The organism is Meridianimarinicoccus aquatilis (genome assembly GCF_004358675.1).
GTDB lineage: Bacteria > Pseudomonadota > Alphaproteobacteria > Rhodobacterales > Rhodobacteraceae > Meridianimarinicoccus > Meridianimarinicoccus aquatilis.
Genome location: NZ_SMZO01000016.1, coordinates 35895 through 58060, shown reverse-complemented (window position 1 = coordinate 58060; position 22166 = coordinate 35895). Strand labels below are relative to the sequence as shown.

At 58.8% G+C, this 22166-nt stretch carries 20 protein-coding genes; 6 read left to right on the top strand and 14 right to left on the bottom strand.

Going from position 1 to position 22166, the window contains the following annotated elements:
• Genes E2L05_RS09010 through E2L05_RS08990 form a run of 5 tightly spaced genes read right to left on the bottom strand, consistent with a single transcriptional unit; the run spans window position 1 to window position 5620 of the window.
• Window positions 1-588, bottom strand: a complete 588-nt coding sequence (locus E2L05_RS09010; RefSeq protein WP_133342582.1) for a PqiC family protein — start codon at window positions 586-588, stop codon at window positions 1-3.
• Window positions 585-3287, bottom strand: coding sequence for a PqiB family protein (locus tag E2L05_RS09005; RefSeq protein ID WP_133342581.1), 2703 nt, complete (start codon window positions 3285-3287; stop codon window positions 585-587). Before E2L05_RS09005 ends, E2L05_RS09010 begins: the two co-directional genes overlap by 4 nt.
• Window positions 3284-3928, bottom strand: a complete 645-nt coding sequence (locus E2L05_RS09000) for a paraquat-inducible protein A (RefSeq protein WP_133342580.1) — start codon at window positions 3926-3928, stop codon at window positions 3284-3286. The genes E2L05_RS09005 and E2L05_RS09000 overlap by 4 nt, the downstream gene beginning before the upstream one ends.
• Window positions 3925-4575 (bottom strand): paraquat-inducible protein A, encoded by a 651-nt coding sequence (locus E2L05_RS08995; protein WP_133342579.1) that lies wholly within the window; start codon window positions 4573-4575, stop codon window positions 3925-3927. The genes E2L05_RS09000 and E2L05_RS08995 overlap by 4 nt, the downstream gene beginning before the upstream one ends.
• Before the next feature lie 49 nt (window positions 4576-4624).
• Window positions 4625-5620, bottom strand: coding sequence for a zinc ABC transporter substrate-binding protein (locus E2L05_RS08990; RefSeq protein ID WP_133342578.1), 996 nt, complete (start codon window positions 5618-5620; stop codon window positions 4625-4627).
• A gap of 103 nt (window positions 5621-5723) precedes the next feature.
• Between E2L05_RS08990 and E2L05_RS08985 the strand changes: the two genes are divergently transcribed.
• The 5 genes from E2L05_RS08985 (at window position 5724) to E2L05_RS08965 (ending at window position 10474) form a co-directional block, all read left to right on the top strand.
• Window positions 5724-6200: a Fur family transcriptional regulator gene (locus E2L05_RS08985; RefSeq protein WP_133342577.1), complete on the top strand. Its 477-nt coding sequence runs from the start codon at window positions 5724-5726 to the stop codon at window positions 6198-6200.
• A gap of 111 nt (window positions 6201-6311) precedes the next feature.
• Entirely contained in the window at window positions 6312-6932 is a 621-nt protein-coding gene (locus tag E2L05_RS08980; RefSeq protein WP_133342576.1) for a CDP-alcohol phosphatidyltransferase family protein, read from the top strand.
• The gene (locus tag E2L05_RS08975; RefSeq protein ID WP_133342575.1) at window positions 6932-8134 is read left to right on the top strand and encodes an ABC transporter substrate-binding protein; all 1203 of its coding nucleotides are present in this window, start codon (window positions 6932-6934) and stop codon (window positions 8132-8134) included. Before E2L05_RS08980 ends, E2L05_RS08975 begins: the two co-directional genes overlap by 1 nt.
• A 23-nt stretch (window positions 8135-8157) precedes the next feature.
• Window positions 8158-9849: an ABC transporter permease gene (locus E2L05_RS08970; RefSeq protein WP_133342574.1), complete on the top strand. Its 1692-nt coding sequence runs from the start codon at window positions 8158-8160 to the stop codon at window positions 9847-9849.
• Complete coding sequence (locus tag E2L05_RS08965; RefSeq protein ID WP_133342573.1) at window positions 9842-10474, top strand: ATP-binding cassette domain-containing protein; 633 nt, start codon at window positions 9842-9844, stop codon at window positions 10472-10474. Before E2L05_RS08970 ends, E2L05_RS08965 begins: the two co-directional genes overlap by 8 nt.
• 6 nt (window positions 10475-10480) lie before the next feature.
• Here E2L05_RS08965 and E2L05_RS08960 read toward each other — a convergent pair whose 3' ends face one another.
• The 5 genes from E2L05_RS08960 to E2L05_RS08940 all read right to left on the bottom strand — a co-directional run bounded on the left by E2L05_RS08960 (window position 10481) and on the right by E2L05_RS08940 (window position 14625).
• Complete coding sequence (locus tag E2L05_RS08960) at window positions 10481-10894, bottom strand: DUF779 domain-containing protein (protein ID WP_133342572.1); 414 nt, start codon at window positions 10892-10894, stop codon at window positions 10481-10483.
• A 119-nt stretch (window positions 10895-11013) separates the two neighbouring features.
• Window positions 11014-11484 (bottom strand): cyanase, encoded by a 471-nt coding sequence (gene cynS, locus E2L05_RS08955; RefSeq protein WP_243721920.1) that lies wholly within the window; start codon window positions 11482-11484, stop codon window positions 11014-11016.
• A gap of 19 nt (window positions 11485-11503) precedes the next feature.
• Window positions 11504-12406 carry an ABC transporter ATP-binding protein gene (locus E2L05_RS08950; protein WP_133342571.1) on the bottom strand — a complete coding sequence of 301 codons (903 nt, stop codon included), beginning with the start codon at window positions 12404-12406 and terminating at the stop codon, window positions 11504-11506.
• A 9-nt stretch (window positions 12407-12415) separates the two neighbouring features.
• Window positions 12416-13249, bottom strand: coding sequence for a nitrate ABC transporter permease (gene ntrB, locus E2L05_RS08945; protein ID WP_133342570.1), 834 nt, complete (start codon window positions 13247-13249; stop codon window positions 12416-12418).
• 2 nt (window positions 13250-13251) lie between these two features.
• Window positions 13252-14625, bottom strand: coding sequence for a CmpA/NrtA family ABC transporter substrate-binding protein (locus E2L05_RS08940; protein ID WP_133342569.1), 1374 nt, complete (start codon window positions 14623-14625; stop codon window positions 13252-13254).
• 204 nt (window positions 14626-14829) lie between these two features.
• Between E2L05_RS08940 and E2L05_RS08935 the strand changes: the two genes are divergently transcribed.
• Complete coding sequence (locus E2L05_RS08935; protein WP_133342568.1) at window positions 14830-16689, top strand: sigma-54 interaction domain-containing protein; 1860 nt, start codon at window positions 14830-14832, stop codon at window positions 16687-16689.
• 22 nt (window positions 16690-16711) lie between these two features.
• Here E2L05_RS08935 and pedF read toward each other — a convergent pair whose 3' ends face one another.
• The 4 genes from pedF to E2L05_RS08915 all read right to left on the bottom strand — a co-directional run bounded on the left by pedF (window position 16712) and on the right by E2L05_RS08915 (window position 21803).
• A complete protein-coding gene (gene pedF, locus E2L05_RS08930) occupies window positions 16712-17419 on the bottom strand; it encodes a cytochrome c-550 PedF (protein WP_133342567.1) in 708 nt (235 codons plus the stop codon).
• 270 nt (window positions 17420-17689) lie between these two features.
• Complete coding sequence (locus E2L05_RS08925) at window positions 17690-19927, bottom strand: hybrid sensor histidine kinase/response regulator (protein WP_133342566.1); 2238 nt, start codon at window positions 19925-19927, stop codon at window positions 17690-17692.
• 4 nt (window positions 19928-19931) lie between these two features.
• A complete protein-coding gene (locus E2L05_RS08920; protein ID WP_243721919.1) occupies window positions 19932-21023 on the bottom strand; it encodes an FIST N-terminal domain-containing protein in 1092 nt (363 codons plus the stop codon).
• Between the two features lie 141 nt (window positions 21024-21164).
• Complete coding sequence (locus tag E2L05_RS08915; protein ID WP_394346543.1) at window positions 21165-21803, bottom strand: response regulator; 639 nt, start codon at window positions 21801-21803, stop codon at window positions 21165-21167.
• Between the last annotated feature and the right edge of the window lie 363 nt (window positions 21804-22166).

Here is a 22166-nt window from a genome sequence, read left to right as displayed (position 1 = left end):
TTAGCGAGCGATCCGGCGGGCCAGCGTTTCAGCCAATTGCCCCAGCGCTGCGGACTGCGCATTGGCCAAGTCCTGTGGGCTGTCGCCTGCCAGCGGCACCTGAATGTCAAAACGCCCGGCCCGGTCATTCAAACCCGATGCAACCGGCGCAATTGCGTAGCTTCCCGAGAACAGCAATCGTCCCTGCCCCGCTGCATTGACACCGCCCAAAAGGCGCGTCACCCGAACCGTCGCTGTGGCGGCTGGTGGTTCTGAGAACGGCCACGGCTCTGACGCGACACGCGCACCGGTGATCCGGGCAAGCGCATCCGCCAAATGCAACGTGAGCCCCCGTTCCGGGGTATCCGCCCACATGGTTGCAGGAACGGTATCAATACCCCCTTCAAGGCCCGCACGGACCACGTCGTCAGATGCGGCATAGCGCGGCAACGAGATTTCTCGCACTTCCAGCGAAGAGACCAAGGGCCTGACCGACAGGTCGGATGCCACGGGCGGCACCGCCACTTGCGTGACCGGCGCAGAACACGCGACCAGCGAAAGGGCCAGAAAAGTTGCAAGCGCCGCGCGCACAGGGAAATAGGGCATCATCGTCCGATCAGAAGCGAATTGGGTTTACGTTCGATGGTCCGGGCCAACGACGTCACGGCGCGAGCACTGTCGCGCAAGTCGCGCAAGGCGGCAAGCGTTTGCGCATTGAATTCAGACCGCCCACCATAGGTTGCCAGAAGCAGCTCGGATTGGGCGACCAGGCCCTCAAGTCTCCGCGACAAGTCCGGTAGATTGGCCGCTGCCGCCGCGATTGCGTCCGCAGCATCCGATGCCGAGGCAAGCGCTGCATTGGCGTTTTCGACCACGCCGCCTTGGCGCAATTCCTCAAGCGTTGCACCAAGCTCGTCCAGTGCCGATGCCAGCGCGGCGGGAATCTGCGCCGTGTCCTCGCTCCCGACAAGCTGCTCTGCCGTGACGACCAGATCGTTTGCCGACTTGACCAACTCCCCAAGCGGAAGCGTTTCTGCCTCGCGGGCAACTGCGTCGATGCGCGCCAAAAGGTCGGGCAGACCCGCAGCCGCCGTATCGACCGATTGCGCGATGCTGTCGGCCCGCTTCAGGGCAGCAGTGAGCGAGTCAACCGCCCCGCTTTGCAGGACTTCGTTCGTCACATCGCGCACTTGATCAACGGCCGCCCCCAGCCCATCAAGCGTGGTGCCGATTTGCGCCGGCAAGCTTTTCGTCGCCGGATCCGTAACCACATCTTGCAACCCGGCCAAAAGGGCATCAGCTCGCGCGGCAAGTGCGCCCAGAGGCACCTCGTTCGCTGTGTTCACAAGGAGGGTCAACTCGTCCACCAGGTCAGGAAACGCCGCGGCCGACGTTTGAATATCCGTTGTGATTTCGGTTGTACGCTGAAGTGCGGTCAAAAGGTTTGGCAACGCATCGCTGGAATTAACCCGCGTCGTGATTTCGCTTAGGTTTTCGACACCCGTTTGCACCTCGGCCAATGCACTGGCCAGCAATTCGGGCAATTGCTGCGTCGCATCACTTTGCACAATGCCCGTCGCCGCCGCGACGAGGTTCTGCGCTTCGCCAAGCAGTTGTTCCAGCGGAAGGGATGCAGCTTCAGCAGCCAACGCACCAAAGCGATTGGTCAGGTCGGGCAACCCTTCGATGGTTGTCTGCAACGACGCCGCAATCGCGTCGCTTCGCTCCAGGGCGGACAGAACATTCTCAATCGCCTCGCCCTGCTGAACCCGCGTCAGGATTGCATTCAGGCTTTCAAGGCTCTCTGACGCACTGTCCGCCGCGCCCTGAACCGAAGGAGAGCCGACCACGCCGCGGATGTCCTCAACCAGTCCAAGAATAGCTTCGGGCGCCGCGCGCGCCCCTTCGGAAGCAATGACCTGATTCACGTTGTTCAACAGTTCGCCGATACTATCCACGATGCTTTCAACAGGCAGACCATTGAGGCGGGCAATCGCATTGCGTGCCGTGTTCGCAGGGTTGGAAATATCCGGCGGCGCGGTTGGCAGCATGACCCTGTCCAAAGCATCGGTCGTGACCTGAGCCTGGGCCGGGTCGTCAAGTTTGACAATCAGAACCTTGAGCGACGCACCCAACAGGCCCTCGCTCACCAATTGCAGGCGGTATCCTTCGGCGACGAGACGCTCCATCAACGCGCGCGTCTGACCCGCGACATCCTCGCCATCAAGGCCGAGCCGGGCTGGCAAAATGTTCAGATCAGCCCGCAGCAGCAAGCCTTCGGCCGCGCCATCCGGTGCGATCTGGCCGCCCGTTCCGGCGACCGTACCGACCCGCAATCCGCGATACTCAACAGTTGAGCCAACGGTAAGGCCTTCGATGGAGTCAGAAAACAACGCCGAAAACGGCACGCGCGGGCCTTCTTCAAGCGTTGCATTGCTTGATCCGGCCGCATCGCGGCTGGCGTAAACGGGGAAGACGTGCCCTTCCACAATTGGCTGCCCATCCGCATTGATTGTATCAAAGGCAATACCGCCCTGAATAAGCGCGCTCAGATTGGCAACATCAACCTTCAACCCGGTCGGCCCGAAGCTGACCGAAACACCCGATGCCCCCCAAAACTGAGATCCGGTTGTTACAAGCCGATCATAGGGCGCGCGCACAAAGGCCCGGGCGGTCACTGCGCCGCCGTCATCTGCCAAAATGGGCCGCTCGATCAGGCCGACATTCACACCCTTGTAGATGATTGGCGCACCAGCCGAGATGGAGCCGCCGCGCGGCGCGCTCAAGACAAACTCCACCCCTTTTTCGGTTCCTTTGATCAGCGGGCGATAGTCCAGACCAACAAACTCTGATTTATCGGACCCCGGTATATTGTCCCATGTGCCCTCAAGATACACGCCGCCCAACAACGTACCAAGCCCACTGATCCCTTGTGACGAAATCTCAGGCTGCACGATCCAGAACCGGGCGTCAGCATCGATAAATCGTGCAATGTCCTTATCGACCCGGATTGATACAGACACATTGCGCAGATCATCGGCGAAACGGATGCTTTCAACCTTGCCAACTGTCACGTCGCGGAATTTCAATTGGGTCTCGTTGGCGACGACGCCATCGGCATTCTGAAACGTTACCTCAATCAAGGGCCCGCGATCTGAAAGCGATTGCCACGCCATTGCCAATGCGACCATCAAAGCCACGAGTGGCACAATCCAGATCAAAGAGGTGCCTGAAATGCCGCCTCGCCGTGTCACAAGGTCCGGCTCGCTTGCCTTCGGGCTCGAAGTGTTCGTGTCTTGATCAGTCAAACGTCAGCGTCCTGTGGGTTTGGGTCTGTGGCGTCCCAGATCATTCTGGGGTCGAGGCTAAGCGCCGACAACATGGTAAAGATGACCGAAGCGCCGAAGCAGATCGCGGCAAGTCCCGGATATATTCCCGCCACACTGCCAAGATGCACCAAAGCGGCCAAGATCGCGACAACGAAAACGTCAATCATTGACCAGCGCCCGATGAATTCGACAAGTTCATACATTCGGTGCAGGCTATGAGCCCGTCCGCGCCGAGCACGCCGGGTGGCAATCATGACCCAGGCAATCGCAATGAATTTTCCCACCGGGATCATCACAGAAGCCACCAAGACGACAATACCTACCAGCGCATCACCATGGCCGATCAGGTCAATCGCACCGCCCACAATCGTGCTGGAATAGGTCATGATGAACGTATCGGTGATCATCATTGGATAGAGGTTGGCGGGAATGTAAACGATCAGCCCGGCAAGCCACCACGCCCAGACGCGCTGCCGACTGTTGGCATACCGGCTTTCCAGGTGCGATCCACAGCGGGTGCAGCGGTTTTGACCCGGCGGCGCGAGGCGTCCACAATGCAGACAGCCGACCAACCCGGCCGAGCGCGCGGTTTGGCCCTGCTCTATGACGGTATGACTCACCTTGCCTGCTCCAGTGCGCGCCACATGCTACGCTCGCAGAGCACCATATCTTTTGCTGCAACAAGGATCACAAGCCCAACAAAGGCCCAGAATGCCGGACCAAACCCGACTGTTGCAAGACTCGCCACTTTGACCAATGCAACAGCCACCCCGATTATGAAAATCTCGGCCATCGCCCAAGGGCGCAATCGCATCGACAACCGGAAGACGAACGCAGCATACGGGCGGGCCTTGTTCCCAACGGCAAGCGGACCCAGCGCATAAATCAGCCCGGCCAACCGGGCCACCGGCAGAACGATAATCAAGGCGGCCACAATGACCGAAAGCGGCGCCATCCGGCCAGATGCCAACGCAAAGGACATCGCAGCATCCAGCACCGACGCGCTACTGCTCAGTCCGCTCGCCGCAATGTTCAGAAACGGAAAGCTGATCGCAACGATCATCAGCACCAACGCAGCCGCTGCAAGTGCAACGATGGTCACTGCCGCGTCGCGCCGGGGGGCCAGTAAAACCGTCTGGCACCGCACACAGCGCGCGCGCATCCCATCCGGAACGTCGCCGATCACATGCAGCCAATCGCACTGCGGACAGGCCGTCATTTCGGTCAGGTCTGTTTGTGGCACCGCGTGGCCGACTGCATCACTCATCCGCTAATAATGGTCTCTCCACACAGCCGGGGCAAGGCGTCGCGTTATGTCATTGCAGGCACTTGGCCAATCCACTGGCCAAATCTCGCAGAACAACACCGTACAATGACGGGCCGGGATCCAACAGCGCACCCAATGGATCGGCAACCACCACGCGGGCTTCCGTTCCTTCGAAAACCGGATTTATCAGTGCCGGATTGAACTGAGGCTCGGAAAACACGCACGTAATGTCGCCCTCTTGTACTGCGGCGCGAATTTCAGCGATCCGTGCAGGACTGGGGTCGCTGGCATCGCTAAGCCGGATCGCTCCTGCGGCTGGCATGTCGAACTTCTGCCCGAAGTATTGGTAACCGTCGTGAAACACAACGTAGCGGCCACCATGGACCGGGTCCAAAAGGGTGTCAATTTCGGCACTTAGCTGTTCGAGATTGGCTTGCCCAGCTTTTGCATTGGCAACATAGAGCGCGGCGTTTTCCGGGTCGAGAATAGACAGCTCTGCCGCGATTACGCCAAGCCACGCACTGGCATTATCCGGGTCGAGCCACATATGCGGATCATAGCCGCTGTGATCATGGTCGTGTTCGTCTTCATCTTCGTGATGCTCGTCGTGATCGTGGTCGTCATGCTCTGCATGGTCTTCGTGATCATCATGGCCTTCGTCATGTTGGTCAGAAGACGCGTCAAAAACCACCGAATCTCTGAAGTCCAAAAGGTGCGTTTCGGGAACTTCAGCCAGTTCAATCACCGTTGCGTTGCCAGCCAGTTTCGGCAGGGCAAGCCCAAGCCACGGCGTCAGATTTTGCCCAACCCATACGACCAGATCAGCAGACTGCAAAACGCGCGCTTCGGATGGGCGCAAGGCATATCCGTGGGGTGATGACCCGCCACTGATCAACAATTCTGGCGCGCCAACCCCCTCCATGACCTGCGCCACGAGGGAATGCACTGGCGGGATATCCACGGCAACGCGCGGCGCTGCCGTTGCCGACAGAGCGGACAGCATGAATGTTGAACCTACCAAAGCGGCAAACACAGAGTTGGACATTACTGAACTCGTTTGTTATGATATAACACTTTCTGCGTTCTATACCCGGTTGCGCCCCATTGCAAACCGTTCCATCTCTGTAAGAGACAAAAAAGGACCACCCATGTCGCATTCCGGCTTTGCCCCACATGATCATAGCCACTGCATTGCCGATACGATGGCAGCTGCGGAAGCTCATTGTGCGCGTGAAAAGTTGCAATTTACCAAAGTACGGCGGCGTGTGCTTGAAATTTTGTTGAGCGAGCACAAGGCACTTGGAGCGTATCAGATCCTTGAAAAGCTCGGCGCCGAAGGGCTTGGCTCGCAGCCGCCCGTCGCGTATCGCGCGCTGGATTTTCTGGGACGCATTGGATTTGTGCACAAGATTGAAAAGCTGAACGCCTATGTTGCCTGTAGCCAACCGGGCGATGCACATGCCCCGGCCTTCATGATTTGCCGCCTGTGCGACTCCGTCGCCGAGGCCGCAGAGTCCCCAAACGATGGCAGCCTTGCACATGCCGCGCAAACTGCCGGCTTCACCATTGAAAAGACGGTCGTGGAAGCTGAAGGCGTCTGCCCCGACTGCCGCACGCGCGGCTAAGACCGCCCAAAGTTACAGGTTTCAAGCAAGATCACACGGCGGCTCACATTCCCGTAACGTCGATTGCGCGCTAGGCAGGCACACGGCATAAAGTTGCCGAAAGGGACACCCATGCTTGATGCCGCCGCCCGCAAACTGATCGACCCGCCGTTGAACCGGCTAGGCAAAGCTTTGGCGGGCCTTGGCATTCGTGCCGATCAGGTGACGCTTGCAGGGCTGGCCCTTGGGCTTTTGGCGGCAGGAATGATCTGGGTCGGCCTGTTCACGCTCGCGTTGGCCCCGCTTCTTATCTCACGCATGGCGGACGGGCTGGACGGAGCCGTCGCCCGCGCCACCGAAAAAACCGACTTTGGCGGCTATCTTGATATCGCGGCGGATTTCCTGTTCTACGGGGCGGTTCCCTTGGCCTTCGTGCTGAACGACCCCGCTGGAAACGGCGCTGCCGGGGCCTTTTTGCTGGCAGCGTTCTATTTCAATGGGACCAGCTTTCTCGGCTACGCCATTCTCGCCGAAAAGCACGCCATGCAAACCGACGCGCAAGGAATCAAATCGCTCTACTTTTCGAACGGGCTGCTGGAAGGAACCGAAACCATCGTGTTCTTTGTGGCTTTGTGCCTGTTTCCCACTTACTTCGCCCCCATGGCCTGGGCATTTGGCGCGCTGTGCTATGCGACTGCGACGCTGCGCATATTTGCGGCACGCCGTGTCTTTACCCATCGAAAGGACCTCTGATGAAGCTTCTTACGTCTCTTATCGCGCTCGGCTTTGCAGCGCAGCCCGCATTGGCCGATCCGGACCCGGCGGACTGGTCGGCCGTACTGAATGAGGCGCGGGGGCAAACAGTCTTCTGGAACGCATGGGGCGGGTCCACGGCGACCAATGACTTCATCGCGTGGGCCGGTCGCCGCGTCGCTGAAGACTATGGCGTCACTGTTGAACATGTAAAACTGACCGACACCGCCGATGCCGTCACCCGCGTGCTCAGCGAAAAGCAAGCCGGCCGCAACGAAGGCGGCGCGATCGATATGATCTGGATCAACGGCCCGAACTTCGCTGCGATGAAAGACGCAGACCTGTTATTCGGCCCCTTTGCGGAAGCGCTGCCAAACTGGCAGTTCGTGGATGTAGAGGGCAAGACGGTCCAAAACGATTTCACAGTACCAACTGACGGGTTTGAAGCCCCGTGGGCAATGGCGCAGGTGGTGTTCATGCATGACACCGATGATCTGGAAACACCCCTTGGCAGCATGGCGGCGATCCGGGACTGGGCAACCGCCAATCCAGGGCGTTTCACATATCCACAGCCACCTGATTTTCTGGGCGTGACCTTCCTTAAACAGGTTCTTATCGACATCACCGAAGACGCGGAAATCCTTCAAAGGCCGGCAACAGACGCCAATTACGACGCGGTCACAGACCCGCTTTGGGCCTATCTTGATACGCTGACCCCAGCGCTTTGGCGCAGCGGGCGAACCTATCCGGCGAACGGGCCAGCCCAGTTGCAACTGATCGCGGACAACGAAATTGATCTGGCGATTTCCTTCAGCCCCGGCGAAGCATCAACGGCGATCGAATCAGGTCAGTTGCCGCCCTCTGTTCGGACCTTCGTGTTGGACAAGGGGACATTGGGCAACGCGTCGTTCGTGGCGATCCCTTACAATTCCAGCTCAAAAGCAGGCGCCATGGTGCTGGCAGATTTCCTGATGTCACCCGAAGCGCAGTTGCGCGCGCAAGATCCAGCGATCCTTGGCTATGGCACGGTTCTATCCATGGCCAGCTTGCCCGAGGCAGACAGGGCCGCGTTCGATGCGCTGGAACTTGGCATTGCGACGCTCAGCCCGGCAGAGCTTGGTCAGGTTTTGGCTGAACCCGACCCAAGTTGGATGACCCGCATCGCCGAGGACTGGACCCGCCGCTACGGCACAGGCCAGTAACCGAAGCTCGCGGACACACTGACATGACCAAAGGCCTGCCCCTGCGCGCTTTGCCCGCGCTAACGCTGCTTGCCATGCTCGGCCCGGTTGCAGCAGGCCTTTGGGGAACGGTCTTGCCCGCCTTCGGGCATTTTCCGGTCGCTGGCCAATCCGGACCATCGCTTGACCCAATCCGGCACTTGCTGGACTGGCCCGGCCTTGGCAAGGCGATCTGGCTATCTGTATTCACCGGGGTGACTGCGACAGTCGTCTCTCTTGGTCTTGTTGTTCTGATCACCGCCGGGTGGTGGGGGACGCGCACCTTTCGCGCGCTTGAACGCATTTTATCGCCGCTGCTTTCCGTGCCACATGCTGCTGCAGCGTTCGGTCTTGCGTTTCTGATCGCCCCCTCCGGCTGGTTCGCGCGGATCGCCTCGCCTGTGCTTACAGGGTGGGATCGCCCTCCGGATTGGCTGATCGTGAATGACCCATGGGGCCTGTCGCTGGTGGCCGGTCTGGTCGCCAAAGAAGTGCCTTTCCTGCTGTTGATGACCCTTGCGGCTTTGGGCCAAAGCGACGGCACTCGCGGGCTGCGCGTGGCGCAAGCACTGGGATACGGGCGTCTCACGGGTTGGGTAAAATGCGTCTTTCCAAGGGTCTATGCACAGATCCGTTTGCCGGTCTTTGTCGTGCTGGCCTTCGGAATGTCGGTCGTGGATGTCGCCGTCATTCTGGGGCCGTCGACACCGCCGCCCTTGTCAGTGCAGATCCTGCGCTGGATGAACGACCCGGATCTGTCCCAACGCCTCACCGCGGCTGCGGGGGCCTTGCTGCAATTGGCGCTTGTACTTGGCACACTGGGCGTTTGGATCTTGGCTGAACGCGCCATCGGTGCGGCCGGACGGCGATGGACAGCAAGGGGTGGCCGGGGTCGGTTCGAAACCGGATTGCGCTGGATTGGCTTTGTTACAGGCGGCGCGTCTGCCATCGCGGTGCTGGCCGGATTGTCCGGGTTGGTGGTGTGGTCCTTTGCTGGGTTCTGGGCGTTTCCGGATGCGCTTCCCGGCGGGTTTGGCCTGCGCAACTGGAACCGCCATTGGCCGGGCATCACGGATGCGTTCACCGACACGGCTGTGGTTGCCTTGGTCTCTGCTGGCCTAGCGCTCGCGCTGGTCATCGGATGCCTTGAGGCAGAAACCCGCAGCGGGCGAACCTTGACCCGGCGCGGTCTGTGGCTGCTTTATCTGCCACTTTTGGTGCCCCAAACTGCGTTCTTGCCCGGGCTTCAGACGTTGCTGTTGTCGCTTGGCGCTGATCGGGGGCTTGGCCCGGTGATTGCGGCCCATCTTGTGTTTGTTCTGCCCTATGTCTTTCTGTCGCTGGGCGATCCGTGGCGTGCGTGGGACCAACGCAATGCCCGCGTCGCGGCTTCCCTCGGCGCGACGCCTGCGGCTGTTCTGTGGCGAGTCCGGCTGCCCATGCTGCTCCGCCCTATCCTGACGGCGGTCGCCGTCGGCGTTGCCGTTTCGGTTGGCCAGTATCTGCCGACGCTTTTGATTGGCGGGGGGCGCGTGGCCACGCTGACCACCGAAGCCGTCGCGCTCGCCTCTGGCGGCGACAGACGCGCAATCGGCGTGTATGCCGTGGCACAAACCGCCGCAGCGCTTCTGCCCTTTGCGGCGGCGCTCGCTATTCCTGCGCTTATGTGGCGCAACCGAAGAGGACTACATGGATAAGGGGATGACCCTGCGCAATCTGCGCATCACACGCGACGGTCAACCGCTTGTCGGGCTAGACCGGGCCATTGCAGCGGGCGAAGTGCTGACCGTGATGGGCCCGTCTGGCGTGGGCAAGTCCACCCTTTTGGCGGCAATCACAGGCACACTTGGCCCCGCTTTCAAGTGCAGCGGCGAAATCTGGCTGGACGGTCACGAGATAAGCAATGCCGCGCCCCATGAACGACGCGTCGGCATTCTGTTTCAGGACGATCTGCTGTTTCCGCATCTGAGTGTGGCCGAGAACCTTGCTTTTGGCCTGCGCCCCGGCGGATCACGGACGCAACGCCGGGCACAGATCGACGCCGCGCTAAGCGAGATCGACCTTGACGGGTTCGCAGACAGGGACCCCGCCACATTGTCAGGCGGCCAAAAGGCACGTGTTGCGCTGATGCGCATGCTTTTGTCGGAACCGTGTGCCTTGCTGTTGGACGAAGCGTTCAGCGGGCTGGACGCCGCGTTGCGCGAACAGATGCGGACACTGGTGTTTGAGCGCGCCAAAGCGCGGAGTCTGCCAGTGCTTATGGTCACACACGACACAGAAGACGCCGCCGCAGCGGGCGGCGACGTGATCAGGCTGGGATAAAGCAGATCAGATCGAGCAGGCAGCGACCGGATGCTCGGGCGCGTCGACGCCCAAGGCATCAAGCTCTGCGGGTGTGAAGACGCGGCTGCGCGACAAAAACCGTTTCTCTCGACCATTATCGAGCGAGAACATGCCGCCACGACCGGGCACAACATCAAGGATCAGTTGGGTGTGTTTCCAGACTTCGAATTGGGGGCCGCTGATCCAGACCTGTGCGCCGTCCAGCTCGCCCAAACAGACATCGCTTTGGCCAATCTTGAAGTCCCCAACTGGGTAGCACATGGGCGATGACCCATCGCAGCAACCGCCGGACTGATGAAACAGAATATCCCCATGATCCGCGCGGATCTCGTTGATCAATGCGTATGCTTCGGGCGAAGCGGTGACGCGATCAGGCACAGCAGATGTCGTATCAGTCATAAAAAAAGGTCCTCCCAGACGGATGCAGCGGCCCCTTAAGGACCGCCCCATCGTTCAATATGGCATATTTCTTGAGCCCTGCCAGTACCCGAAGGTCGTAGACGGGCCCAAGCCTTGGATTACCAAGAGTTATATCCCAGATACTTCCCCGACATCTTCACTTCGACCCGGTCGCCCTTGGGGTTTTCGATACGCTCTACTGACATATCGAAATCGATGGCTGACATGATACCATCGCCGAACTTCTCTTGGATCAGCGCCTTGAGCGTCGGGCCGTAGACGCCGACGATCTCGTAAAAGCGATAGATGCAGGGATCAGTTGGAACCGTCTGGGCGAACACTTTGGTCGGGCTTTCGTTCAGCACCTCAGCAGCGCCCGTCGGCAGGTTCAAAAGGCTGGTCAACGCTTCGGCTTTGTCCATTGGCATCGCATTCATGCCCATCGCGGCCGAATGGGTCCAGACCGGGGACATTCCGATCGACTCTGCAATACCTTCCCACGTCATGCCCGCCGATTTCTTCGCAGCGATGATATGGGCAGTCACGTCTTCTTTGGTCAGCATGTCAGGCATTTGGACATTATCTTTCATGGTTGCTTCCTTCGTTCTTTCAATCGTTCACTGCACGCAGAACCGGCGCCTCTTCGGCTGCCTCCGTGCTGGTTGTCTTGTCGATCCGCACAGTCCGTGGTGCTTTCGCGCCCTCGCCAGACTGCTTACCCGCCAGTTCCCGTGACCGTGTGCCGAGAAAATGAACAAGGTGGTTGCGGATCGCGTAGTAGTTGGGGTGTTCGATAATCTGGGTCCGGGTCCGCGGGCGCGGAATGGTGATTTCAACCGACTCCGCCACGCGGGCGAACGGCCCATTGGTCATCAACAAAATTCGATCCGCCAACAGGATCGCTTCGTCGATATCGTGCGTGATCATGAACACGGTTTGCTCAGTGCCGCCCCAGATTTTCAGAAGCTCGTCCTGGATTGTGCCACGTGTCAGCGCGTCCAACGCCCCGAACGGCTCATCCAGCAGCAGCAGCTTGGGGTGGTTGGCAAAAGCGCGTGCAATAGACACCCGCTGCCGCATCCCGCCCGAAAGCTGGCTTGGCTTGCGGTGGATCACATCCCCATGCAAACCGACCATTTCAAGGTATTTGGTGGCATGCTTGGTCACTTGCGCCTTGGACCAGTTCGGGAACCGCGCCTGCACCGCAAACGTCACGTTCTTCAACGTGCTCAACCAAGGCAGCAGGGAATAATTCTGAAAAACGACTCCCCGATCAAGGCTTGGCCCCGACACGGCATATCCATCCATTTTCACAACGCCGCGCGTGGGTTCCGCCAGCCCTGCAAGGATGTTCATGATGGTTGACTTGCCGCAACCCGAGTGGCCGAGGATGCAAACGAATTCACCCTTTTCCACACCAAAGCTCGCATCTTCGAAGACGGTCAGATTGCCGCCCTTGCCGTCTGGAAAGGTCTGGGTCAGGTTTTCGATGCTCAGGAAAGGTTTGCTCATGAAATGCTCCTATTCCACATAAGCGACGGCGCGTTGAAGCACACCGAATGCTGCGTCGAGGGCCATACCCACCACCCCGATCATCAGGATCGAGAAGATCACAGAAGTCAGGTCAAGGTTGTTCCATTCGTTCCAGACGTAATACCCGATGCCGGTCCCACCAACGAGCATCTCGGCCGCCACGATCACCAGCCACGCGATACCAATAGATATCCGCATCCCGGTGACGATCGTTGGCGCAGCGGCAGGCAGGATGACAGTGAATGCTGTCCGCAAGGGGCCAAGTTCATGGGTGCGCGCAACATTGACCCAGTCGGCACGAACGCCCGCCACGCCAAAGGCTGTATTGATGAGCATGGGCCAAATCGAGCATATGAAGATGACGAAGATCGCCGAAGCTTCGCTGTCTTGGATGATGAACAGGGCAAGCGGCATCCACGCGAGCGGCGAAATCGGGCGCAGCACCTGAATAAACGGGTTGAGCGCCTTGTAGGCCACCGGCGACATCCCGATCAGGAAGCCCAGCGGAATGGCAACCAAAGCCGCCAGGGAATAGCCGGTCAGCACCCGATAGATCGAATAGCCGATTTGAATGCCGATGCCTTTGTCATTTGGCCCGGCGTCATAGAACGGGTTCGACAACTGCTCCCACGCCTTGACCAGAACCTGACTGGGCGGCGGTACGCCCGCCTTGGGCCGGCCACCCCCGGTCAATCGTTCGTATTCGGTCAACTCACCTGCCGCTTGCTGGGCGGGAATCGACATCTCCCAGACAAACAAGCTGACCACAAGGATCACGAGCGACCAGATCGCCGCTCGTTGGTTGAGGCTGAAGCTGCCCATGGTCAGCCTTTTCCGATTGGGAAGCTGGCCACGTATTCTTCGGGCTTCGCCGGATCAAAGGTCTTGCCCATGATCGTATGCGATTTGTAGGTCACATCAGGCGCGGTGTACCCCAGATCTTCCATGACCTTCTTGGCGTCTGCCGCAAGATAGACTTGCTCGGCCACAGCCTTGTAGTCAACATGGTCTTCGATATAGCCCCAGCGCTTCATCTGGGTCAGGATCCATACACCCATGGAATGCCATGGGAACGGGTCAAAATCGATCCGGTCGGGGACCTGTTTCACTTCACCCAGACCGTCAGCATATGTGCCCGTCAGAACCTGCTCGATTACAGGCACTGGCTGGTTGAGGTAGTTTGTTGGCGCGATCGCTGCCGAAATCTCTTTTCGGTTGTCCGGGTTTGAGGCGAACTGGGTTGCATCAATGATCGACTTGAGAAGCGCCCCGTACGTGTTGGGCAACTCAGTCGCGAACGATAGCGGCGCAGCAAAGGCGCAGCACGGGTGCCCTTCCCAGATCTCTTTGGTCAGAATGTGGATGAACCCGATCCCTTCCCAGACAGCCCGTTGGTTGAACGGATCAGGTGAAAGATACCCATCAAGGTTCCCGGCGCGCAGGTTGGCCACCATTTCGGGCGGCGGCACAACGCGGATCTGGATATCAACATCCGGGTCCAACCCAAACTCTGCCACATAGTAGCGCAGCAAGAAGTTGTGCATGGAATATTCGAACGGAACGCCGAATGTGAAGCCTTTCCACTGCTTCGGATCACGCTTGTCCAAGTGCTCGTTGCTCAGAACGATGGCCTGGCCATTGATGTTCTCGACTGCTGGCATGATGTAGGGTTCGGCAACCGACCCAGCGCCAAGCGTCATTGCCAAGGGCATCGGGGTCAGCATGTGGCTGGCGTCATATTCGCCGGAAAGCGATTTGTCGCGCGCCACGGCCCAACCCGCCGTTTTGATGACCTGCGCGTTCAGCCCGTAGCGTTCGTAGAAGCCCATGGGCTGCGCCATGATGATCGGCGTGGCACAGGTAATGGGAACGAAGCCGATGGATAGGTCCGTTTTCTCGGGCGGTCCGAGATCGTCAAGGATTGCAGCCTTCACCTTGTCCATTGGAAAGACGGACGCCAGCGCCGCAGCGACCGTGCCGCCCCCCAGCATCCCCATGAACGATCGGCGGCCGATGTCGCTTTGCCCAAAGACGGACCGGACAACGGCACTTTCAATGGCCCGGTCCAGCATGTCTTCGCTGCTCATCTGCGTGTGAGCAGTCGCGTCGGTCTGCTTGCACGAGTGGCATCCGCAATCTGCACCGTGCCGCAGGTCACTCTTCGCCGAGAACGGATTTCCCAAACTCTTGATTGTCATCGCTTAACCCCAACTGCTGATCTTTATCTCAGTCTTGAACAGCAGCCGCGTTGCATGAAGCGAAAAACTACGTTTGGGCGTAAGCTTATAAGTGCATGTTTATACTTCATTAAGCCTCTTTATTCCGCCAACAGAATTTACGAAATTTCATAACTTACGATTTTTCGTATTGCTTTTGCTGCAGCGGCATGGCGCCCTACCCTCATGAACACACATCGCCCTGAAAACGATTCCCGTGCGCTGTTATCGCTCACTCCGACGCTCATCCTTGATCCGGCCAGCGACACGATCCTTGCCGCGAATGAACAGGCCATTGCCCTCCTTCAACTCGATGCGGCGCAGGGTGGGCTTTTTTCTCGGCACTTGCCTGATGGCCCGGCGCAGATGGTCGTTTTTGCCGACGAGGTCGCTCATCGCGGGTCGGCTTGGTCACGAAAGGTCGCGCTCTGTGCCAGTGATGGCAGCCCGTTGACGCTGGAGCTGCGCGGCAAACTCTTGCCCCGTCGCGACACGCCGCATCTGCTGCTGACATTTATAGATCTCAAGGAACTGGAGCTGCGCGCCCGCATCGCCGAAGCGGCCGAAATTCAGCGTGCCGGCCTGTTCGAATGGCACCGGGCGCAGGCGTTCTTTTCCGAACTGGAGCGGCAAAATCAGTTGATCCTCAATGCGGCCGGCGAAGGCATCTATGGCGTGAATGCAGATGGCAAAACCACATTCGTCAACCGCGCCGCTCAGGAAATGCTGGGCTGGACCGCCGAAGACCTGCTTGGCCACGATATTCATTCCCAGATCCATCATCACCATTTGAACGGCGACCACTACCCGTCGCACGACTGCCCGATTTATCAATCGTTCCGCTTTGAACAGGTCAATCGGATCGAAGACGAGGTCTTCTGGCGCAAAGACGGGCGGCCCATTCGGGTCGAATATGTATCCACCCCCATCTATGATCAAAAGGTGCTGGCCGGCGCGGTTGTCATCTTTCGCGACATCACCGAGCGCAAGAAAAACGAGCGGCTTCTGCGCGAGGCCATGGACGAGGTCGCGGCCCTGCGCGACAGGCTGGAACAGGAAAACGCCTATCTGCAGGAAGCGATCATTTCGGAACGGGCACATCACGACATTATCGGCACATCCCCTGCCACGCTACAGGTGCTGGCCAAGATCGAAATGGTGTCACGCACTGCTGCCAATGTTCTGATCACTGGCGAGGCAGGCACCGGCAAGGCGTTGGTCGCATCCGCCATTCATAAGGACAGCGACCGGCGACGGCGGCCGTTGATTCACTTCAAATGTGGATCCGTCTCGCCCGACACCTTGGACAGCGAACTCTTCGGGCACATGCGCGGGGCTTTTCCCGGTGCTTTGCGCGATGCCCCGGGCAAACTGGAACTGGCCCATGGCGGGACACTTCATCTGGATGATGTGACCGAGTTGACCATGGAAAGTCAGGGGCAGTTACTGAGCGCGTTGCAGTCGGGTGAAGTGCGCCGCCTTGGCGACACCCGTGCCCGGCAGATCGACCTGAGGGTTATTGCCTCTAGCAGCCGGAACCTTGAACGCGAAGTGGCTGCCGGGCGGTTCCGCGAAGATCTGTATTTCTACCTAAATGTCTTTCCGATCCACTTCACGCCATTGCGCGAACGAACGGATGACATCCCGCTTCTGGCTGCGCATTTGCTGCGACTCGCCTGCAAACGGCTCAACCGCCGCACACCGATCATCACGGAAGGAACGATGCGCACTCTGACACGATATCCCTGGCCCGGAAATGTGCGCGAATTGGCCAACGTGATTGAACGCGGCGCGATTGTCTCCACCGAAGGCAAGCTGATTGTCGAATTGCGTACCGGGCCAAACCCAGAGCCGCGTGGAACCGGCAGCGTGCTGACCGAAGCAGAGATCGAACAGATGAAAGTGCTGAACCTGATCACTTGCCTGCGCGAAACCGGCGGGCGAGTAGCGGGACCGAACGGCGCGGCGGCGCTTTTGGGCATTCGGCCCACCACGCTCTATTCGCGGATCAAGACCTATGGATTGTCACCGAGCGACTGGCGCTGAGCCAGCCGCCCGGACCGGCCGCTTACTGAGCTGCGGACAGACCAACAGTCAGGATTTCAGCAGCCTGCTTATGGGCAGTCGGATCCTCCTGCAGCACAAGTGCCGCGCGCAGGGCAATACTGTCGGCGATCGGCGCACCGGACAGGGTTTCGATCTGCGACGCGATATCCATCAGCCGATCGACCATCGCAGCCTCGTCATCGCCTTCGGCATCCAGCAGATCGTCGCGCATGGCTTTCAACTCGTCTGAAACCTCTGCCACAGCCAAGTCATCTGGGCGGGTCTCGATGTAGGTGCGGATCGCCCAACCAGCTTTTTGGCCCAGCACTTCGTCAAAGGCGGGCATCTTGGTTATGCCCCCTTGTGTGTAGCCGACGCGAAAACGCTCGACATACCATTCATCGTCATATTCCGAGGCTTCAAGATAGCGCAGATCCGGGGCCAAGCCGCCCGAGATGACTTCCAATCCGTGGCAGCGCGCACAATTCTGGATGTAACCTGACGCTCCGATATCCACGGCTTTCCGCCAGATATCTTCGCCAACGGCTTCGGCCCGGTAAGGATTTTCGGTCAGCCATTCTTCGCCAACGTCAGGCAAGGCGGCCGTGTCCACCGGCTGAGGGGCGACATCGCCGTGGGCATGAGCAACCCCAGCGGACAACGCAGCCGCAAACGCGGCAGCGGACAAGGCGGGCAGTAAGTGAGCGATCAGGCGCGGCTGGGAAGTCATCTCGGTCTCCTCCGGATTTGATTTGCCGTAGCATCGCCCACAAAGGGCACTCTCGCCATTCGACCATCGTGGGGGTGCTGCATCGCAGCGCCTAAGCTAAGGCGTAAGACCGGTCCGCCAGAACTGTTGGCCTGAAATATACGTTGAAACAATTACTTCCCGCGTGCCGCAGCGCCGAATTATGGCAAACTCTTGCACCATCCCCGCCCGCTGTCGGCCATCGCGCGACCACAGGGCGACCTTGGTCGCACAGGCCCCCGCGCGACAGGTTCAGTCGATTGCGCGCCCTGTCGCTTGGCGCTCTGCCTCGGCGTCCGGCAATGCGCCCAGCAAAAACCGTTCCAGTTTGCCTGCATCAATGGGTTTGGAAATCAATTGCAGCCCAGATTCGGCGCAGCGCAAGCGCAACTCAGGTGAGCGATTGGCCGACAGAATACACGTGGGCATTCCGCCATGACGATCGAACAACGCCAAAGCCAGCGCAACACCATCCATACCGCCGCCAAGTTGAAAATCGACCAGCACCGCATCGGGGGAAATCTCGATCTCGTCCAATAGGCCGATCGCCTCTTCCGCGTTGGCTGCGTCAAGAACACTGACATCCCACTTGCCCAAAAGAACCGTGATCGCGCGCCGCAACTCGTTGTCATCTTCAACCAACAGCACAATCATGCCTCGGTTTTTCAACCGCCACCCGGCGGATACTTTGGGCAACAGCGTTTGCGCCGCGCCGGTCGCATCATCCGCTATCGGCAGGTTTACGAAAAAGCCGCTTCCCTTGCCTTCCTCACTCCACAGCCCCAGCGGATGACCCAGCCTTGCACAGGCGCGTTCCACGATGGCCAGACCAAGGCCAAGGCCTTCATTCGCACTGACAGACGTATCAAGCCGCTTGAATTCTTGAAATATAAGCTCCTGATCTTCTTCGGCAATTCCGATGCCAGTGTCCCAAACTTCCAGGCGCACAGCGTCGCGCATCCGGCGCACACCAACCAGAACCTTGCCCGTCTTGGTATATCTCAGGGCGTTGCCCATCAGGTTTTGCAGGATGCGCCGCAAATAAGACGGGTCGGTCCGAACGGCCAAGTCGCTGGGCACCACGCGCAGGTCGAGCCCCTTTTCAGCGGCCAGAGGGCTGAACTGATCACGAAGCGGCAACAGCACCTCGTTCAAAGCAACGACGCGGAAATCGAACTGAGCTGACCCGCTGTCCAACTTTGAGATATCCAGCAACGCATCGATGATCAGCTCAACACTTTCAAGCGCGCGCCCAGCCTTTGCCAACAGTGGGTTGGCATCACCATCAGATGCCGATGCGAGATAGAGCTTTGCCGCCGACAACGGTTGCAAAAGGTCATGACTGGCCGCAGCGACGAAACGGGACTTTGACGCATTCGCCCGCTCTGCCGCGTCAAGCGCGTCTTCCAGTTCTAGCGTCCGTTCCACAACCCGCGCTTCGAGCGTCTCATTGGCAATGGACAGGGCGCGCGTTGCTTCGCGCTCTGCTGTGACATCGGTGAGCGAGATAACGAACCCACCATCGGGCATCTGCCGTGTGAACGCATGCAATGTCTGGCGGCTGGGTCCCACCAGTTCAAACGACAGGGGCGTCTCGCGGATCACATCGCCGCGCCAACGTTCCAAAGCGTCAAGGAACCCTTCGTGCGAAATTGAGAACCGTTCACGGAAATCGGCGGCAAGCCGATCAAACCGCACTCCGATATGCATGTACACCGGCGACAAACCCAGCAGTTCAACAAATCGCTTGTTCCATCCCACCAAACGACCACCACGGTCAAAAATCGCGACACCCTGCGCCAGATGTTCCAGTGTGGCGCGGATCATGCGCGCCTGTTCGTCCAGCAGTTTGTCGCGTTCCTCGCGCCCGATCCGGATCACATCGGTGATGTCAGTCTGAAGCATCACAGTCCCACCACCCGGTGTGCGGTGTTCGCTGACCTGCAGCCAGTGGTCATCCTTTAGCTCAACGTTGAACATGACATGCGTGTCTGCGTGTCGCTGCATTCGCCGCGATACCCATCCCGAGCGCGTCATACCGTGCGGAAGCTCTAGAAACTGCGACTGACTGACCAGCAAAACATACTCGTTGAAGTGCAAGCCGGGCTTCAAGTTTGGCTGCACATCGCGAATTTGCTGCCCGAAGCGGCTGTTGCACATAACCATGACATCGTCGGAATTGAACATCGCGAAGCCTTCGCGCACCGCTTCAATCGCGCTTGAAAGATCAGAGCGCGCGGCGTCGGCTTCCCGGCTTGCCTCTGCCAGTTGAGCGTTGGACTGATTAAGAAGGCTCAGCGCGTGTTCAAGCTCGGCCGTGCGCTGTTTTACTTGGTCTTCCAGTATGACCGCGCGTTCAAACTGGGCGTATGCTTCGCCTACATCGTCCATTTCTTGTTCCACCCTGCGCATCAGCGCATCGGTGATCACAAGCAATCTTGCATGCTGTTCTTCAAGCGGTTCGTTCGGATCGACCAAATGCCAGGACACGGGGTCAGTCCTGCCTATTGACCGGGGCAAACGCCGATATCGGCGCATAAATCGCGACGCCGGTCATGGTCTGGTTCACGTGTTTTGCGCCAACCTGCTCGCCATAGGTGTTGAACCCCATGACCCGGTTCTTGACCAAGGTGCCTGACATATCCCGCGCCGCCTGTTTTTGAGTCGCTTCGATCCTGCGCAATAAGCAGTCGCAAGCAAGGATCATGTCAACCTCACCATCCCCGGAAATATCCTCCATCGCGGCGTCAAGATGCGCAGCGATATCGCCAACCTTGGCGAGGGTCAGAACAATCCCTTCGTCAATGGCGGAAAAGAAAACAAGGGCACCATCCTCTGTCACGCGCTGGATTGCTCGCACATGGTGCTGCCCCCCCACCCGAACGACCAACGGATGCGCGGCAAAGGTGAACTGGCTAAGGAAGTCTGGGTTCTTGCCGAGAATACGGGCGTATTCGCGCGCCGCTGGTCGGGCGTTGATTTCTTGTACCATGCGGTGCGACGGGTTCGCCTTTGTGACCACCATGCGTTCCGTCCCCGGATCCAGATGGTTCAGACTGAAAACGCGCACGGGGCAATCTGTACGTACAAAACTGACGATTGCCGCATTGCGATAGCAGCTGCCGTCAATGGAAATCCGGGTGTTTTCGAACCGAACCCCATCGCCGGCGGACCCACCAAAGACCGGAAGCGTGGACAGCCCTGACGCCAGACAAGACATCAATTGATCCTCGCACCGCGACAGCCCATCCACCATCACAAACGCAAACGCGTGGGGAAAGTGAGGCGTGCGCGCATCCAGCGCCATGCGAGTTCTGATCACCTCGCCAATCACATCATGGGACCGAAGCTTGTCCAGATCCGTTATGAGTAACGTCGACACCATGAAATGCTGCGCCGGGAAACCAATGGCGACAATTTCCCCATCGGTATATCCCTCGACGCCGATCTCACCAGCGGTCGTGCATGCGATAACGCTAGCCGGAGCAAAGGCTTCGTCGGCTTCGCTGATGATCCGGTCAAAGTCAGCTTCAGGGTCTATGAACAGCATTACCTGCCCAAGATCACCGCCAAGCGTTTTTGCCAAGTACGAAACAGCGCCCTGGTGATTTGACCTAACAGACGCACGACGGACGATTTCAGTAGTCGCACATTCTACGTCCGGCGTCGGCCTTTTTGGGCTGACAACCATTTGCTTCCTCCGCTCACGCCTCCCCCGGCGTGCCCCTTAAGCGTCGGGCAGAAGATGCGCGTATTTTGCTTGTTGCGCAATCAGCACCGCCTGGGTCCGACTTTGAACGCCCAGTTTCCGCATGATCGCAGTTACATGAGCTTTCACAGTTGTTTCAGCGATCGAAAGGTCAAAAGCAATCTGCTTGTTCAACTTCCCATCGCAGATCAACCTGAGGATGCGTGATTGTTGATTTGTTAGCGATGACAGGCGCGAAACGGCGTCATCAGGCTCCCCGCCAGACATTCCCGGCTCAATATAGCCTTCGGGTGTGTAGGTTTTACCAAGCTCAATTGCGCGGAACGCTTGCTGAAATACATCGCGCTGACTGTGCTTTGGCACGAACCCAGAGGCCCCGGCCTGAAGTGTCGCGCTGATCATTCGGTTGTCCGACATGGACGACACAACCACAATGGGAAGCCGTGGCGCCCGCGCGCGAAGCCGAAGCAACCCATCAAGGCCATTCACATCGGGCAAATTCAAATCGAGCAGCACAATGTCCGGCGTGACACGGTTTGCGAGATGATCCAACGCTTGCGACAAAGTCTCGGCTGTTTCCACGGTATCGACGCCCGCCACCATCTTAAGAACGATCGACAAAGCATCGCAAAACAAAGGATGATCGTCGATGATCATGGCTGTTCGCACTTTGGAAACAGGCGATATACAAGCTTGGTTTTCCATGGGCACCTCTACTTTGCGTTGAAATTAAGCTTAGCATGTTCGCTTGACCCAGCAAAATGCGGCCTTGGTCGTAGCATGCTCTGCTTCATCCTTTGGTTTGATCTTGCAATCCTGCACGCCGATTAAAAGCCGCGTTTCGGGATAAAGCACACAGAGGCGTACGGGCGCCGTACTTTCGGAGCCCGTCGATCTTGTCACCTGCCTCGCCCAATGATTTGTCTGGGATCAAAGCCCACTGTGCCCCGCCCCCGGCGAAGGTGTGTTTGTTTCGCTCCGCCGCACAGATAACGCGTATCGCGTAGCCGTCGTGCTCTT

Bases quoted from the DNA above. Each gene is read 5' to 3' on its own strand.
- E2L05_RS09010 (WP_133342582.1), bottom strand. From the start codon at position 588: ATGATGCCCTATTTCCCTGTGCGCGCGGCGCTTGCAACTTTTCTGGCC.
- E2L05_RS08995 (WP_133342579.1), bottom strand. From the start codon at position 4,575: ATGAGTGATGCAGTCGGCCACGCGGTGCCACAAACAGACCTGACCGAA.
- E2L05_RS08990 (WP_133342578.1), bottom strand. From the start codon at position 5,620: ATGTCCAACTCTGTGTTTGCCGCTTTGGTAGGTTCAACATTCATGCTG.
- E2L05_RS08985 (WP_133342577.1), top strand. From the start codon at position 5,724: ATGTCGCATTCCGGCTTTGCCCCACATGATCATAGCCACTGCATTGCC.
- E2L05_RS08980 (WP_133342576.1), top strand. From the start codon at position 6,312: ATGCTTGATGCCGCCGCCCGCAAACTGATCGACCCGCCGTTGAACCGG.
- E2L05_RS08975 (WP_133342575.1), top strand. From the start codon at position 6,932: ATGAAGCTTCTTACGTCTCTTATCGCGCTCGGCTTTGCAGCGCAGCCC.
- E2L05_RS08970 (WP_133342574.1), top strand. From the start codon at position 8,158: ATGACCAAAGGCCTGCCCCTGCGCGCTTTGCCCGCGCTAACGCTGCTT.
- E2L05_RS08965 (WP_133342573.1), top strand. From the start codon at position 9,842: ATGGATAAGGGGATGACCCTGCGCAATCTGCGCATCACACGCGACGGT.
- E2L05_RS08960 (WP_133342572.1), bottom strand. From the start codon at position 10,894: ATGACTGATACGACATCTGCTGTGCCTGATCGCGTCACCGCTTCGCCC.
- cynS (WP_243721920.1), bottom strand. From the start codon at position 11,484: ATGAAAGATAATGTCCAAATGCCTGACATGCTGACCAAAGAAGACGTG.
- E2L05_RS08950 (WP_133342571.1), bottom strand. From the start codon at position 12,406: ATGAGCAAACCTTTCCTGAGCATCGAAAACCTGACCCAGACCTTTCCA.
- ntrB (WP_133342570.1), bottom strand. From the start codon at position 13,249: ATGGGCAGCTTCAGCCTCAACCAACGAGCGGCGATCTGGTCGCTCGTG.
- E2L05_RS08940 (WP_133342569.1), bottom strand. From the start codon at position 14,625: ATGACAATCAAGAGTTTGGGAAATCCGTTCTCGGCGAAGAGTGACCTG.
- E2L05_RS08935 (WP_133342568.1), top strand. From the start codon at position 14,830: ATGAACACACATCGCCCTGAAAACGATTCCCGTGCGCTGTTATCGCTC.
- pedF (WP_133342567.1), bottom strand. From the start codon at position 17,419: ATGACTTCCCAGCCGCGCCTGATCGCTCACTTACTGCCCGCCTTGTCC.
- E2L05_RS08915 (WP_394346543.1), bottom strand. From the start codon at position 21,803: ATGATCATCGACGATCATCCTTTGTTTTGCGATGCTTTGTCGATCGTT.